Raw genomic sequence first — 14,513 nt, 5'->3', positions numbered from 1 at the left:
TCTCACGGGTCTGGGTGGCAGCCACACGCGGGGTGAGAAACCGAGCCAGCAAAGGGAAACTCGGCCAGACCGAAGTCTGCCCGCGTATGGCCACCATAAAGGACGACCTGAAATGCTGATTCTCGGGTTCTCACGCCCGGTCGTCGAAACGACGGAGTGGACGTTATCCCTGAAGGATTTCCCCGACAACAGCGATAGTTCGGCACGGCGTGTAGGATAGTTCGTCAGCGTGCCGATTCTGAAACATTTGCTATGAAGTTCGGAAAGGTCCTACAGGATCCGTTGGGGCATGGCTCAATTTCAACATTGCGAGGGGATTGATGCAGGAGCGGCCGGTTCGGCGTTCCGATCAGCCGCGATGGGCCGCAATGCGGCCCCAGTCCCGGCAACGCATGAATCTTGGATGGTTTAGGTTGGGACCCTTGGGCCGGCGTTGCCGGCCATCGCGGCTAAAGCCGCTCCCACAGTGAAACCAAGGCAACGCGCGTTTACTTGGGGTAGAGGGGTGGCAGGCCGCCGTTTTCAGCGGTGGGCGCGGCGATGGCATCACCCTGCGGAATGTCACCGATCGCCCGCCACAAATCGCCACCTTGCCAATGCTGGCCACTCTCGCTGTACAACGCCCCGTTCAACCCGTCCAACGCCTCGGATAGCGGTACGAAGCGTGCCGCCATGTCCGCCAGCGTCTCCGGCTGCTGGCGCGCCCAGGCATCGAGGGCCTGGCGCGTGGCCTGCGGATCGTTGGCCTGGCAGGCGCGCTTGAGGTCGTCCAGAAGCGTGCGTGGGCTGGGGCCACTAGGCGCTACGCGCAACACCGCCGGTCGCGAGCGGGCGCGCCACCAGAGGGTGAGGCCGAGCGCGCTGGTGGCGGCCAGCAGCGCGGTCGCCAGTTGCCAGGGCCAGAGCAAGCCGATGCCGGCACGCGGGTCGCCGCCCTGAGCATCGCCGGCCAACGCCGGATTGTCCTGCACCAGCACGCTGCGCGCCGGCAGGCTGCTGTGCTCCAGGTGGTCCTCGCGGGTGTTCCACCAGGTCACCTCCACGCTGGGCAGCATCAGCAGGCCGCTGTGCACCGGCACCAGGGCCTCGCGCTCTTCGCGGTTGCCGATCATGCCGCGCTCGTCGGTGTCGTTGCGCAGCAGCGCCTGGTCGGGGTAGCGGCGCAGACCGTCGAGTTCGGTGGCCGGCAGGGGCGGCAGTTGGGTGCTGGAGAGACCCTGGGCGCGCAGGGTGATGCTGCGCGTCAGCGAGTCGCCGATGCGGGTGGGTTGCTGCGTCGGGTCGGGGCTCCAGCTTTCTTCCAGGCTCAAGCTGCGCGCGGGCAGCCAGGGCAGGCTCTTCGGGTAGCTGGCGGGAATGGCCTTGGCCGTCAAGGTCAAGGCGTTGGAGGTGACCTGCACTTGCCGCCCGCCACCGCTTCCCGCGCCATTGCCGCCGTCGGCGGCGGCCGTGGCGGTGAATGTCAGGCCCGCTACCTGCAGCGTGCCGCTTTGTTGCGGGTAGAGCGCGTAACGGGTTTCGATGACCCCGTGGCGCACGCCTTCGATGTCTTTTTCATAGGTACGTGACTCGCCCAGGGTCTCGACCTTGAGGCCTTCGCCTTGCACCGGGCTCAGGCTGCTGTCGTCGTACAGCGCCACCGAATGGTAGATGCGCACGGTCAACACCGCCTGCGCCTGCACGTACACTTCAGGCGCATCCAGGCTGGTTTCGATGAACACCTGCGCGGTGACGCCGGGGCGTGAGGCGTCACCCTGCATGACCTGCAGCTCGATGGGTTGGCTGTGCGACTGTCCCAGTTGCAGGGCGGGTATGGTCAAGGTGCCGCTGCGCCGCGGCAGCAACGAGACGATCCAACGCGTGCTGGCGCGGGTCTCGCCGTCGAGGGTGTGCAGGCTGTTGAGCTGGCGCGTGCCGCGCACCTCGAAATCGGCCTCCAGGCTCGACAGGTCGGGTTTGCCGAATTGGGTGACGTCCTGGCTCTCGAGGATCAGTTCGAGGGTTTCACCGGCCTGCACGCGGGTGCGGTCGACGCTGGCCTGCAGGGTCGGCTCGGCCTGGGCCAGCAGCGCCCAGATCAGGCTCAGTACGAAGGCGCCAAAGCGGCTCATGGAGACTTTTCCTGATGCAATTGCTGTTCATACCAGAATTTGCGCCGTAGCAACTGCGCGGGGTTGTCGGGAATTTCGCGCAGCCACTGCTCCAAGGCCTGGCGCTGCTCGGCGTCCAGGCTATTGGCGGTGGGGCGGGCGGGGGCGCTGACGCTGTCGTCCTCCTGTCCAGCGGCCTCGCTGCCAGGGGGCTGGCTGGCGCGGTCGGCGTCGCCTTCCTGGGCTTGGCCGGCACGTGCTTCGTCGCCAGGATTGTCGGGCAGTGGTGTGCCGGCCGAACGGCTGTCGCTGTCGCTTTCGCTACCGGGCATGCCCTGGGCGTCGGCGCCGGCGTTGAGTTGCGCCTGAGCGCTAGCGCTGCGCTGGTCGAGCAGTTGCTGGACCAGCGCCTGGTTGGCCAAGGCCGGTTGCAGGTCGCTCTGCCGGTCGAGGGCTTGGTCGTACGCATCCAGCGCCGCCTCCAGCTCGCCACTGCGGGCCAGGGCGTTGCCGCGGTTGTAGTGGGCCTGGGCACTGTCGCTTTCGGCGAAGGCCTGGGCGGCGCCGGCGAAATCACCGGCCTGGTACAGCGCCATGCCGCGCCACTGCGCATCGTCGAAGCGCTGCGCCGCTTGCGCCGGTTGCTGGCGTTCCAGCAGACGCATGCCTTGTTGGTCGGGGCGCAGCCACAGGTCGCGCAGCTCGAAGGCCTGGCTCGGTTGCGGCAGGGCCAGCAGCAGCGGTAGGCAGAACAACCAGCCGCGGCGGCCGGCGCAGGCGGCCAGCAACAGCAACGGCAGCAGCAGCCAATAGCCCTGGTCGAACCAGCTGTCGAGCTGCACGGTCTGGCCGTCGCTGCGCAAGTCGCGCGGGGCGTCGAACAGACCCAGGCCGCGCAGGTCGAGGTCGTCCACCCGCGCGTGGCGATAGCGCCCGCCGGTGGCGTTGACGAAGCGCTTGAGGCTGGCGCCGTCCAGGCGCGGCACGAGAATGCCGCCTCGCTCGTCCTTGAGGTATTCGCCATTGGCCTGGCGTATGGGCGCGCCCTCGGCGCTGCCGATGCCCAGCATCAGCAGGCTCGGCCCGTGGCTGCCCAAGGCGCGGCGGATGCCGCTGCGCTCGTGCTCGCTCAAGGACGAACCGAGTAGCAGCAGGCGGCCCTGGCCCAGGTCGCTCTGCGCCAGCAGCGCCAACGCCTTGCGTACGGCCAGGTCGGCGCGCTGGCCGGGCTGGGGCATGATCGAGGGGTCGAGGGCTTCGAGCAGGTTGCGTGTGGTGCCCAAGTCGTCCGACAGCGGGACCAACGTATGGGCACTGCCGGCATAGACGATCAGCGCGGTCTGGCTGTCGCGGCGTTGCTCGAGCAGGTCGAGGATCTTGCGCCTGGCCTGCTCCAGGCGGTTGGGCGCGGCATCTTCAGCCATCATCGCCGGAGTCGTTTCCAGCAGGATCACCAGCGGGTCGGCAGGCCGTTGGTGGCTTTGCTCGACCCGTTGCCAGCTCGGCCCGAGCAGGGCCAAGAGGATCAACAGCCAGGCAAGCCCCAAGGCGACCCAGGCCAGTTTGCGGTTGCTGCCGCTGCCGCCGCCCAGCAGCACGGCATGGAACTGCGCGGGTACGATCAACTGCCAGCGCCCGGCGCGCTGACGGCGATGCCACAGCTTGAACAGCAACCACACCAGCAATGGCAGGGCCAAGAGCCATAGCGGGCGCAGCCAGTGCGGCCAGAACTCGTTCATCGCCGGCCCCCCAGACGCAACCGCTTGAGCTGCTGGCGCAACTGAGGTAGGGGCTGCAGGAAACGCGGCTTGCGCCATGGGCGTTGCAGGCGGTTGTCGGGCCACAGCGCCGCACACACCAGCAGCACGCTGAGCAGCAGCGCCAGGGCCAGCGGCCAGGCGTATAAGGCCAGGGCGGCGCGGGCCTGGGTCGGCTGCTGGGTGACTGGTTCCAGTTCGTCGAGGGTGTCGCCGATGTTCACCAGTTCCGCGCCGCTGTGGGCACGGAAGTAACTGCCTTGGGTGATGCCGGCGATTTCTCGCAGCGAGGCTTCGTCCAGGTCCAGGCTGGGGTTGAGCCCGATCAGCCCTGGTGTGCCGGTGGCCGAAGGGTCGGCGCCGATGCCGATGGTGTAGATGCGTACGCCTTCCTGGGCCGCCAGGCGTGCGGCGGTCAGCGGGTGGATCTGGCCGCCGTTGTTGGCACCATCGGTGATCAGGATCAGCACCCGGCTGTTGGCCGGTCGCTCGCGCAGACGCTTGACGGCAAGGCCAATGGCGTCGCCGATGGCCGTGTTCTTGCCGGCGATGCCGATCAGCGCGTCGTCGAGAAAGCTGCGCACGGTACGCCGGTCGAAGGTCAGCGGCGCTTGCAGGTAGGCCTCGCTGCCGAACAGGATCAGCCCTACGCGGTCGCCCTTGCGGTCCTGGAGGAAATCGCCCATCAGCGCCTTGACCAAGTCCAGGCGGCTGACGTCTTCGCCTTGCCACTGCATGTCGGGGTAATCCATCGAGCCGGACACGTCCACCGCCACCAACAGGTCGCGACCGCTGGCGGCCACCGGCACCGGCTCGCCCAGCCACTGCGGGCGTGCGGCGGCGATCAGCAACAGCAGCCAGATCAGCACGTAGGGCGCTTGCTGGCGCCAGGTCGGCAGGCTCAGGCGTGCGCGGCGGCCGGCCAGCGCTTCCAGTTCCGGCAAAAAGCCGACCTTGAGCACCGACTCGCCGCTGTCGGCGGCGGGCAACAACAGGCGCAGCAGCCACGGCAGCGGCGCGAGCAGCAGCATCCACGGCCAGGCCAGTTCAAACATGCTTGCGAATCCAGGTATCGACCGCCTGGCTGAGGCCGGCGATGGCTTTGTCGTCGAGCTTGCACTCGGGCTTGTAGGCACCTTCGACCAACACCATCCAGCGCGTCAGCCCGGCTGCAGGACAGCGGTTGTCGAGGAACGCCAGCCACTGGCGGCCGTTGAGGGTATGGCTGTTGGCGCCTGGATAGTGGTTGCGGCACAGCCGCTTGAGCAGGGCGTTGATCTGTTGCAGCCAGGCACCGGCCGGTGCGCCGTCGTAGGGACGTGGCAAACGCGCCAGTTCGGCCAAGGCTGCGCTGCGCACCGGGTCCATGGTCGACTCGGCGGCCACCTGTGGCGGCCGACGTCGTGGCCGCCAACCACGCAGGCGCCAGATGCCCCAGCCCAGCAGCAGCAGGCCGACGAGCAGCAGCCACCAGCCAGGGGCGGGCGGCCACCAGCCGATGGCGGGTGGGGCGATCAGGGGTTGCAGGTCGTCCAGGGCGTTCATCGGCCGCTTCCGGCGCGTTGCGCGCTCGTGTGCTCGCGCAACTGCTCGATCAGCGCCGTGCGGGTCGTCAGCGGAATCAGCACCACACGCAGCTTTTGCGCCAGCACCTCCCAGCGCTCGATACGCGCCTGCGCCTCGCGGTGGTAGGCCTGGCGCAAACTGGCGTCGAGGGTGTCGAGTTCCAGTTGCCCATCGCCCTGAGCGAAGCGCAACAGGCCCGCCGCAGGCAAGGCATGGTCGAGCGGGTCGGAAACAGGCAACAGCAGCAGGTCGCAATGCCGCGACAGCATCGCCAAGTGCTGTTCGGCCTGCTCGCTCAAGGCGCGCTCGTCGCACACGACGATGGCCAGGCTGCCGGGGCGTAGCACCTCGCGGGCACGGCGCAGGGCCAGGCCCAGGCTGTCGCTGGGGGCGGTGTCGGTGTGCAGCGCCTGGTTGACCCGCGCCAGGCGGTTGAGCAATTGCAACAGGCTTTGCTTGCTGCGCCGGGGCTTGATCTCGTGGGGCTCGCTGGCGCCGAACACCAGGCCGCCGATACGGTCGTTATGGTCCAGCGCGGCCCAGCCGAACAGTGCCGCGGCCTGGGCGGCGAGCACCGACTTGAACATCAGCCCGGTACCGAAGAACAGGCGCTGGCTCTGCTCGATGAGGATGAAGATCGGCCGCTCGCGCTCCTCGTGGAACAGCTTGGTGTGCGGCTCTTGGGTACGCGCGGTGACGCGCCAGTCGATGTTGCGCACATCGTCGCCGGCCTGGTACACCCGCACCTGGTCGAAATCAACCCCGCGCCCACGCAGTTTGGAGTGATGCAGGCCCACCAGCGGGCTACCCTGGCCGGGTCGGGAGAACAGCTGGATCTCGCGCACACGGTGGCGCATGTCGATCAGTTCGCTCAGGCCGATGCGGATGCCGGGTTCGGCCGTATGGGCAGTGGGCATGGGGTCAGGCGACGGCGACGACGTCGAGGATGCGCTGTACCACGCGGTCCTGGTCGACCCCCGCAGCCTCGGCCTCGAACGACAGGATGATGCGGTGACGCAGCACGTCGAAGAGCACCGCCTGGATGTCCTCGGGGCTGACGAACTCGCGCCCGGCCAGCCAGGCATGGGCGCGCGCGCAGCGGTCCAGGGCGATGGAGCCACGCGGGCTGGCGCCGTAGGCGATCCAGTCGGCGAGTTCGGCGTCGAATTTGCCTGGGGTGCGCGTGGCCATCACCAGTTGCACCAGGTATTCCTCCACGGCATCGGCCATGTACAGGCCGAGGATGTCCTTGCGCGCGGCGAAGATCGCCTGCTGGCTGACCTGGCGTTGCGGCTTGGTTTCCCCGCTCAATGCCTCGCCACGGGCCTGCTGGAGGATGCGGCGCTCTACAGCGGCGTCGGGGAAGCCGATCTTCACGTGCATCAGGAAGCGGTCGAGCTGCGCTTCGGGCAGGGGGTAGGTGCCTTCCTGCTCGATCGGGTTCTGCGTTGCCATCACCAGAAACAGCGGAGACAGGTCATAGGTGCTGCGCCCCACGCTGACCTGGCGCTCGGCCATCGCTTCGAGCAGCGCCGACTGCACCTTGGCCGGTGCGCGGTTGATTTCGTCGGCCAGCACCAGGTTGTGGAAGATCGGCCCTTGCTGGAACACGAAGCTGCCGGTTTCCGGGCGATAGATTTCCGTGCCGGTAATGTCGGCCGGCAGCAGGTCAGGGGTGAACTGGATGCGGTGAAACTGCGCCTCGACCCCTTCGGCCAGCTCTTTGATGGCGCGGGTCTTGGCCAGCCCAGGAGCGCCTTCGACGAGCATGTGGCCGTCGGCCAGCAGCACGATCAGCAGGCGATCGATCAGCCGTTCCTGGCCCAGGATCTGGGAGGAGAGGAAAGTGCGTAGCGCATTCAACGCGTCGCGGTGTTCCATCGGAGGGGCTTCCTGGAGAGGCGCCGGGCGGGAGTGGGACATCCGTACCGGCAGGGGTTGCTACTTTAATCCATCCACGGGCATGCCGACCAATGGCAGCACGCATATTTATCAGCAAGATCTTGCGCTCGGTAGGGAAATGACCTGCATAGTGAGTCGACTTTCCCTATGCCGGTTTCAGACCGATTGGCATCTCCTGACGTCCCATCCGTCAGTAGGTGTAACCATATGTCTCTCAATGCTAAGACAACGTCTCCGCACACCCCCGCAATCCTGCGCGTCGGTCTGTTCTTCGACGGCACCGGCAACAACCAAGCCAACGCCGTACCCGAGGCAGGTTGCGCAGCGCCAGGCGCGACCGGCAGCTATGCCAACGCGCCGAGCAACGTTGCGCTGCTGCATCGGCTCTACCCAGAGGGCGCCGATGCCCAGGGCGCTATGCACTATTTGCCGCTGTACGTCGAAGGAGTCGGTACCCAGGCCGGCGCGCCCGACATCATGCTCGACCAGGCCAGCGGTGCCGGCCCTACGGGTGTCGAGGCCCGCGTGCAGCAGGCGTTGCAGTGCGTGGCCGAGCGCGTACGCGACTGGCCGCAGAGCCAACCACAGCGACGCCTGGCGGGTGTCGAATTCGACGTGTTCGGCTTCAGCCGTGGCGCGGCTGCGGCGCGGCATTTCGCCAACCGTGTGCTCGATCCCGCCGACCGCGACGCCGCCTGGGCCGCTGCGCTCGAAGGCGGCGTGACGCTCAACTTCATCGGGCTGTTCGATACGGTAGCGGCGATCCTCGACCCGATGACCCGCAATCCGGTCGCCGAGGGGATGGGCAAGTTGCGCCTGGGCCTGGCCGAGGGCACTGCCCGCCAGGTTTGGCAACTGGTCGCCGCGGACGAACGCAGGCACAACTTCCCGTTGGTGGCCAGCGGAAATGACCTGGCCGTGCCGGGGGTGCATGCCGACATCGGCGGCGGTTACCTGCCGTTGGCAGAAGAGGCTGTCTTGATGAGCCAGCCATTCTCCTGCCAAGTTGCGCTGTCGACTGACGCCCAAGGCACGGCGGCATACCGTAACGCCGCGCAGGTCTTGGACGCCTTATCCGAGGAACAGCGGAGCGGCGCGCTACTGCGCACCTGGGAGGTACCTAGCACCGACCACAAGGCGCGCTGTGAGGCCCCGACCAAGTGCGTTTACGCGGCGCCTTGCCGCGAACGAGAGGTAAGTGGGGCGTTGTCGCGGGTGTACCTGAGCATGATGCGCGAACGCGCCTGTGCCGCAGGCGTGCCGTTCGCCGCGCTGGATTCGCTGCAACTGGCGGCCCTACCCGAAGAACTGATGCCGATCAGCGCGCGTCTGCACGATTACGCCTTGGGGCGAAGCACGTCGCTCATGCTCGACGCCGAGCAACGGGCCTTGCTGCAGCGCCGCTACATCCACACCTCGGCGCATTGGAACACTGTGGATCGGTGGCGCGACAGCGTGCTCGACCCCGTGTTCGTCAATCGCCCGGCGGCCCAGGGCGTGCGCAGGGTGCATGCCAATCCTGCGGATTGACACCTTGGGTCGCCTGGAAAGGCTCAGGCCTCCACAACCAGCTCACCGGTGCCTTCGAGCAGGATGCGCAGGGTCTGGATCACTTCGGGCAGATCCGCCGCCGGCGTGGCGTGCTCGATCTCCAGCTGTTCGTCGCCCTTGAGTGCGTCACGGTCGCCCGGCGCGACTTTGAGCGTCAGGCGCGTGGCGCTGAAGGTCACGCTCAGGCCGTCGAGGGTCGAAGGCGCGTCGTCGAGGGTCAGGTCGAGGGTGTCTTCGTCGGGGTAACGGGTCATCAGGAACATCTGCCCGTTGCCGGCGAAGCAGCACAGGGTCGCCATGTCGTCTTCTTCATCGTCGCAGGGGGTGGCGAGAAATTGCGCTGTCTTCAGGTGCATGGCGAACTCGGAAATGGGATGAAAGGGAATTTTGCCAGGGGGAAATGGCCTAACGCTGCGACATATTGCCCCACCTTGACCGAATATGTCGCAGCCTCGGAAGCGGCCTGACCGACCAGTCGTTAAGCTGCCCAGCCGATGGTTACCCGTAAAGGCACAGTGTCGCCCACAGTCGCTTTTGCAGATACCCATCACACGCTGACCGTGCCATGCACGCTCAACGCCTGGTTTATCGCGTCTCAGATGTCTTTTCGACTGTGGTCGATGCGACCTGGGCGCGTACGCAACGCTTCCCTACGATCAAGAGCCAAAAGCGGAGTACCACAGATGGCGTTTTTCACCGCAGCCAGCAAGGCCGATTTCCAGCAGCAACTGCGATCGGCCCTGGCGCAGCACACCAGCGAACAGAACCTGCCCCAAGTGGCGCTGTTCGCCGAGCAGTTCTTCGGCATCATTTCCCTGGATGAACTCACCCAGCGTCGGCTCTCCGACCTGGTCGGCTGCACCCTGTCTGCCTGGCGCATCGTCGAGCGTTTCGACCCCCAGAACCCGCAAGTGCGGGTCTACAACCCCGACTACGAGCGTAACGGCTGGCAGTCGACCCACACCGTGGTCGAGGTGCTGCACCACGATCTGCCGTTCCTGGTCGACTCGGTGCGCACCGAACTCAACCGCCACGGCTACAGCATCCACACCCTGCAAACCACCGTGCTCAGCGTGCGCCGCGGGCCCAAGGGCGAGCTGCTCGAACTGCTGCCCAAAGGCTCGCAGGGCGAGGGTGTGCAGCACGAATCGCTGATGTACCTGGAGATCGACCGCTGCGCCAACGCCAGCGAGTTGACCCTGCTCAGCCGCGAAATCGAGCAGGTGCTGGCCGAAGTGCGTGTGGCGGTGGCCGATTTCGAGCCGATGAAGGCGCGCCTGCGCGAGGTCATCGAGCTGGTCGAGCAAAGCCCCTACGCTCCGGTGCAGCACGACAAGGCCGAAGTCGCCGCTTTCCTCGAGTGGCTGCTGGACAACCACTTCACCTTCCTCGGCTACGAAGAGTTCACTGTTACGGCCGACGGCGAAGGCGGGCGCATCAACTACGACCAGCAGTCCTTCCTCGGCCTGCCGAGTCGCCTGCGCGTGGGCCTGAGCGAAGAAGAGCTGCGCATCGAAGACTACGCCGTGGGCTACCTCAACGAGCCGCTGCTGCTGTCGTTCGCCAAGGCTGCGTTGCCCAGCCGCGTGCACCGCCCGGCCTACCCGGACTACGTCTCGATCCGCCAGCTCGACGCCGACGGCAAGGTCATCAAGGAATGCCGCTTCATGGGCCTGTACACCTCGTCGGTATACGGCGAGAACGTGCACGCCATTCCCTATCTGCGGGTCAAGGTGGCCGAGATCGAGCGCCGCTCCGGTTTCGACGCCAAGGCGCACCTGGGCAAGGAACTGACCCAGGTCCTGGAGGTGCTGCCGCGCGATGACCTGTTCCAGACCCCGATCGACGAGCTGTTCAACACCGTCATGTCGATCGTGCAGATCCAGGAGCGCAACAAGATCCGCGTGTTCCTGCGCAAAGACCCGTACGGCCGCTTCTGCTACTGCCTGGCCTACATCCCGCGCGAGATCTACTCCACCGAAGTGCGGCAGAAGATCCAGCAGGTCTTGATGGAACGCCTCAAGGCCAGCGACTGCGAGTTCTGGACCTTCTTCTCCGAATCGGTGCTGGCGCGCGTGCAACTGATTCTGCGCGTCGATCCGAAGAACCGTCTCGACATCGACCCGCAACAGCTGGAAAAGGAAGTGATCCAGGCCTGCCGTTCGTGGCAGGACGACTACTCCTCGCTGGTGGTGGAGAACTTCGGCGAAGCCCAGGGCACCAACATTCTCGCCGACTTCCCCAAAGGCTTCCCGGCCGGTTACCGCGAGCGCTTCGCGCCGCATTCGGCGGTGGTCGACCTGCAGCACGTGGTGGCACTCAGCGAGCAACGCCCGCTGGCCATGAGCTTCTACCAGCCGCTGACCCAGGTCGGCGAGCGCATCCTGCACTGCAAGCTGTACCACGCCGACACCCCGCTGGCCCTGTCGGACGTGCTGCCGATCCTGGAAAACCTCGGTCTGCGCGTGCTGGGTGAGTTCCCTTACCGCCTGCGCCATGCCAAAGGCCGCGAGTACTGGATCCATGACTTCGCCTTCACCTACAGCGAAGGCCTGAACCTGGACATCCAGCAGCTCAACGACGTGCTGCAGGACGCCTTCATCCACATCGTCGGCGGCGACGCCGAGAACGACGCATTCAACCGCCTGGTGCTGACCGCCGGCCTGCCGTGGCGCGACGTGGCGCTGCTGCGCGCCTATGCCCGCTACCTCAAGCAGATCCGTCTGGGCTTCGACCTGGGCTACATCGCCAGCACGCTGAACAACCACACCGACATCGCCCGCGAGTTGACGCGTCTGTTCAAGACCCGCTTCTACCTGGCGCGCAAGCTGACCCAGGACGACCTGGAAGACAAGCAGCAACGCCTGGAGCAGGCCATCCTCACCGCCCTGGACGACGTCCAGGTGCTCAACGAGGACCGCATCCTGCGGCGCTACCTGGACCTGATCAAGGCCACCCTGCGCACCAACTTCTACCAGACCGATGCCAACGGCCAGAGCAAGTCGTACTTCAGCTTCAAGTTCAACCCGCGGTTGATCCCCGAGTTGCCCAAGCCGGTACCCAAGTTCGAAATCTTCGTCTATTCGCCGCGCGTCGAAGGGGTGCACCTGCGCTTCGGCAACGTCGCCCGTGGCGGCCTGCGCTGGTCGGACCGCGAGGAGGACTACCGCACCGAAGTGCTGGGTTTGGTCAAGGCGCAGCAGGTGAAGAACTCGGTGATCGTGCCGGTCGGCGCCAAGGGCGGCTTCCTGCCGCGTCGCCTGCCACTGGGCGGCAGCCGCGACGAGATCGCCGCCGAGGGCGTGGCGTGCTACCGCATCTTCATCAGCGGCCTGCTCGACATCACCGACAACCTCAAGGACGGCGGCGTGGTGCCACCGGCCAACGTGGTACGCCACGACGAGGACGACCCCTACCTGGTGGTGGCCGCCGACAAAGGCACCGCGACCTTCTCCGACATCGCTAACGGCATCGCTATCGACTACGACTTCTGGCTGGGCGACGCCTTCGCCTCCGGCGGTTCGGCCGGTTACGACCACAAGAAGATGGGCATCACCGCCCGTGGCGCTTGGGTCGGCGTGCAGCGTCACTTCCGCGAGCGCGGCATCAACGTGCAGGAAGATCCGATCACCGTGATCGGCGTGGGCGACATGGCCGGCGACGTGTTCGGCAACGGCCTGCTGATGTCCGACAAGTTGCAACTGGTCGCAGCTTTCAACCACCTGCACATCTTCATCGACCCGAACCCCGACACCGCCAGCAGCTTCGCCGAGCGCAAGCGTCTGTTCGAGCTGCCGCGTTCGGCCTGGACCGACTACGACACCAGCCTGATGTCCGAAGGCGGCGGTATCTTCCCGCGCAGCGCCAAGAGCATCGCCATCAGCCCGCAGATGAAAGAGCGCTTCGCCATCACGGCCGATCGCCTGACCCCGACCGAGCTGCTCAACGCCTTGCTCAAGGCGCCGGTCGACCTGCTGTGGAACGGCGGCATCGGCACCTACGTCAAGGCCAGTAGCGAAAGCCACGCCGACGTCGGCGACAAGGCCAACGACGCGCTGCGCGTCAACGGCGACGAATTGCGCTGCAAGGTGGTGGGCGAGGGCGGCAACCTCGGCATGACCCAGCTGGGCCGCGTCGAATTCGGCTTGCACGGCGGCGCCACCAACACCGACTTCATCGACAACGCCGGCGGCGTGGACTGCTCCGACCACGAGGTCAACATCAAGATCCTGCTCAACGAAGTGGTGCAGGGTGGCGACATGACCGAGAAGCAGCGCAATCAGCTGCTGGGCAGCATGACCGAGGAAGTCGGCCAACTGGTGCTCGGCAACAACTACAAGCAGACCCAGGCCCTGTCGCTGGCCGCACGCCGTGTGCGCGAGCGCATCGCCGAGTACAAGCGCCTGATGGCCGACCTGGAAGCGCGCGGCAAGCTGGACCGTGCCATCGAGTTCCTGCCGTCCGAAGAACAGTTGGCCGAACGCCTGGCCGCAGGCCAGGGCCTGACCCGTGCCGAGCTGTCGGTGCTGATCTCCTACAGCAAGATCGACCTCAAGGAGCAGTTGCTCAAGTCCGAAGTACCGGACGACGAGTACCTGACCCGCGACATGGAGACCGCCTTCCCGCCATCGTTGGTGAGCAAGTTCGCCGAGGCCATGCGCCGCCACCGCTTGAAGCGCGAGATCGTCAGCACGCAGATCGCCAACGATCTGGTCAACAACATGGGCATCACCTTCGTGCAGCGCCTGAAGGAGTCCACCGGCATGAGCGCGGCGAACGTCGCCGGTGCCTATGTGATCGTGCGCGACATCTTCCACCTGCCGCACTGGTTCCGTCAGATCGAAGCGCTGGACTATCAGGTGCCGGCCGACATCCAGCTGACCCTGATGGACGAGCTGATGCGCCTGGGCCGCCGCGCCACGCGCTGGTTCCTGCGCAGCCGCCGCAACGAACAGGACGCCGGCCGTGACGCCGCGCACTTCGGGCCGAAGATCGCACAGTTGGGGCTCAAGCTCGACGAACTGCTGGAAGGGCCGACCCGCGAACGCTGGATGATGCGCTATCAGGGCTTCGTCGACGCTGGCGTGCCGGAGCTGCTGGCGCGCATGGTGGCCGGCACCACGCACCTGTACACCCTGCTGCCGATCATCGAAGCCTCGGACGTCACCGGCCATGACCCGGCCCAGGTGGCCAAGGCCTTCTTCGCCGTAGGCAGCGCCCTGGACCTGACCTGGTACCTGCAGGAAATCAGCAACCTGCCGGTGGAGAACAACTGGCAGGCCCTGGCCCGCGAAGCCTTCCGCGACGACATCGACCTGCAACAGCGCGCGATCACCATCTCCGTGCTGCAAATGGCCGACGCCCCGCAGGATATGGATGCCCGCGTAGCCCTGTGGATCGACCAGCACCGTGCGATGGCCGAGCGCTGGCGCGCCATGCTCGACGACCTGCGCAACGCATCGGGGCATGACTACGCCATGTATGCGGTCGCCAACCGCGAGCTGGTGGACCTGGCCTTGAGCGGGCAGGCGGTGGTGGTGCCGTCCTGATCCCCGGCTGAAACGAGAAAGCCCCGGCAGTGATGCCGGGGCTTTTTTATGGACGCGGCGGGTAAGCCATGCAATCTACGGATTGCTTCACTGCGGTG

General features: G+C 66.3%; 9 protein-coding genes. 2 read left to right on the top strand and 7 right to left on the bottom strand.

Annotation, left to right across the window (positions count from 1 at the left end; all coding sequences use genetic code 11):
- Positions 1-488: 488 nt before the first annotated feature.
- From ACSMEV_RS16840 to ACSMEV_RS16815, 6 genes are read right to left on the bottom strand one after another with little or no spacing between them, the layout of a single operon-like run.
- The gene (locus ACSMEV_RS16840; RefSeq protein ID WP_459206162.1) at positions 489-2,111 is read right to left on the bottom strand and encodes a BatD family protein; all 1,623 of its coding nucleotides are present in this window, start codon (positions 2,109-2,111) and stop codon (positions 489-491) included.
- Positions 2,108-3,829 (bottom strand): vWA domain-containing protein, encoded by a 1,722-nt coding sequence (locus tag ACSMEV_RS16835; protein WP_459206161.1) that lies wholly within the window; start codon positions 3,827-3,829, stop codon positions 2,108-2,110. Before ACSMEV_RS16835 ends, ACSMEV_RS16840 begins: the two co-directional genes overlap by 4 nt.
- Positions 3,826-4,902 (bottom strand): vWA domain-containing protein, encoded by a 1,077-nt coding sequence (locus tag ACSMEV_RS16830; RefSeq protein WP_459206160.1) that lies wholly within the window; start codon positions 4,900-4,902, stop codon positions 3,826-3,828. Before ACSMEV_RS16830 ends, ACSMEV_RS16835 begins: the two co-directional genes overlap by 4 nt.
- Positions 4,895-5,392, bottom strand: a complete 498-nt coding sequence (locus tag ACSMEV_RS16825; RefSeq protein ID WP_459206159.1) for a DUF4381 domain-containing protein — start codon at positions 5,390-5,392, stop codon at positions 4,895-4,897. Before ACSMEV_RS16825 ends, ACSMEV_RS16830 begins: the two co-directional genes overlap by 8 nt.
- Positions 5,389-6,330: a DUF58 domain-containing protein gene (locus tag ACSMEV_RS16820; protein ID WP_459206158.1), complete on the bottom strand. Its 942-nt coding sequence runs from the start codon at positions 6,328-6,330 to the stop codon at positions 5,389-5,391. Before ACSMEV_RS16820 ends, ACSMEV_RS16825 begins: the two co-directional genes overlap by 4 nt.
- Positions 6,331-6,334: 4 nt before the next feature.
- Positions 6,335-7,294, bottom strand: coding sequence for an AAA family ATPase (locus ACSMEV_RS16815; RefSeq protein WP_459206157.1), 960 nt, complete (start codon positions 7,292-7,294; stop codon positions 6,335-6,337).
- Positions 7,295-7,522: 228 nt separating this feature from the next.
- On the opposite strand from ACSMEV_RS16815, the gene ACSMEV_RS16810 reads away from it, so the two are divergent.
- Positions 7,523-8,845 (top strand): T6SS phospholipase effector Tle1-like catalytic domain-containing protein, encoded by a 1,323-nt coding sequence (locus tag ACSMEV_RS16810; RefSeq protein ID WP_459206156.1) that lies wholly within the window; start codon positions 7,523-7,525, stop codon positions 8,843-8,845.
- A 23-nt stretch (positions 8,846-8,868) separates the two neighbouring features.
- On the opposite strand, the gene ACSMEV_RS16805 is transcribed toward ACSMEV_RS16810, so the two are convergent.
- Positions 8,869-9,222 (bottom strand): hypothetical protein, encoded by a 354-nt coding sequence (locus ACSMEV_RS16805; protein ID WP_459206155.1) that lies wholly within the window; start codon positions 9,220-9,222, stop codon positions 8,869-8,871.
- 327 nt (positions 9,223-9,549) lie between these two features.
- Here ACSMEV_RS16805 and ACSMEV_RS16800 point away from each other — a divergent pair, with 327 nt between their 5' ends.
- Positions 9,550-14,415 carry an NAD-glutamate dehydrogenase gene (locus tag ACSMEV_RS16800; protein ID WP_459206154.1) on the top strand — a complete coding sequence of 1,622 codons (4,866 nt, stop codon included), beginning with the start codon at positions 9,550-9,552 and terminating at the stop codon, positions 14,413-14,415.
- The last annotated feature ends 98 nt before the right edge of the window (positions 14,416-14,513 follow it).

The organism is Pseudomonas sp. MLB6B (assembly GCF_054508135.1).
The sequence above is the reverse complement of the archived record's forward strand: the minus strand, read 5'-3'. Positions and strand labels throughout refer to the sequence as shown.

What these genes read in the sequence shown, in the direction of transcription:
- ACSMEV_RS16815 (WP_459206157.1), bottom strand. Translation starts at nt 7,294, where the DNA reads ATGGAACACCGCGACGCGTTGAATGCGCTACGCACTTTCCTCTCCTCC.
- ACSMEV_RS16840 (WP_459206162.1), bottom strand. Translation starts at nt 2,111, where the DNA reads ATGAGCCGCTTTGGCGCCTTCGTACTGAGCCTGATCTGGGCGCTGCTG.
- ACSMEV_RS16805 (WP_459206155.1), bottom strand. Translation starts at nt 9,222, where the DNA reads ATGCACCTGAAGACAGCGCAATTTCTCGCCACCCCCTGCGACGATGAA.
- ACSMEV_RS16835 (WP_459206161.1), bottom strand. Translation starts at nt 3,829, where the DNA reads ATGAACGAGTTCTGGCCGCACTGGCTGCGCCCGCTATGGCTCTTGGCC.
- ACSMEV_RS16820 (WP_459206158.1), bottom strand. Translation starts at nt 6,330, where the DNA reads ATGCCCACTGCCCATACGGCCGAACCCGGCATCCGCATCGGCCTGAGC.
- ACSMEV_RS16810 (WP_459206156.1), top strand. Translation starts at nt 7,523, where the DNA reads ATGTCTCTCAATGCTAAGACAACGTCTCCGCACACCCCCGCAATCCTG.
- ACSMEV_RS16830 (WP_459206160.1), bottom strand. Translation starts at nt 4,902, where the DNA reads ATGTTTGAACTGGCCTGGCCGTGGATGCTGCTGCTCGCGCCGCTGCCG.
- ACSMEV_RS16825 (WP_459206159.1), bottom strand. Translation starts at nt 5,392, where the DNA reads ATGAACGCCCTGGACGACCTGCAACCCCTGATCGCCCCACCCGCCATC.
- ACSMEV_RS16800 (WP_459206154.1), top strand. Translation starts at nt 9,550, where the DNA reads ATGGCGTTTTTCACCGCAGCCAGCAAGGCCGATTTCCAGCAGCAACTG.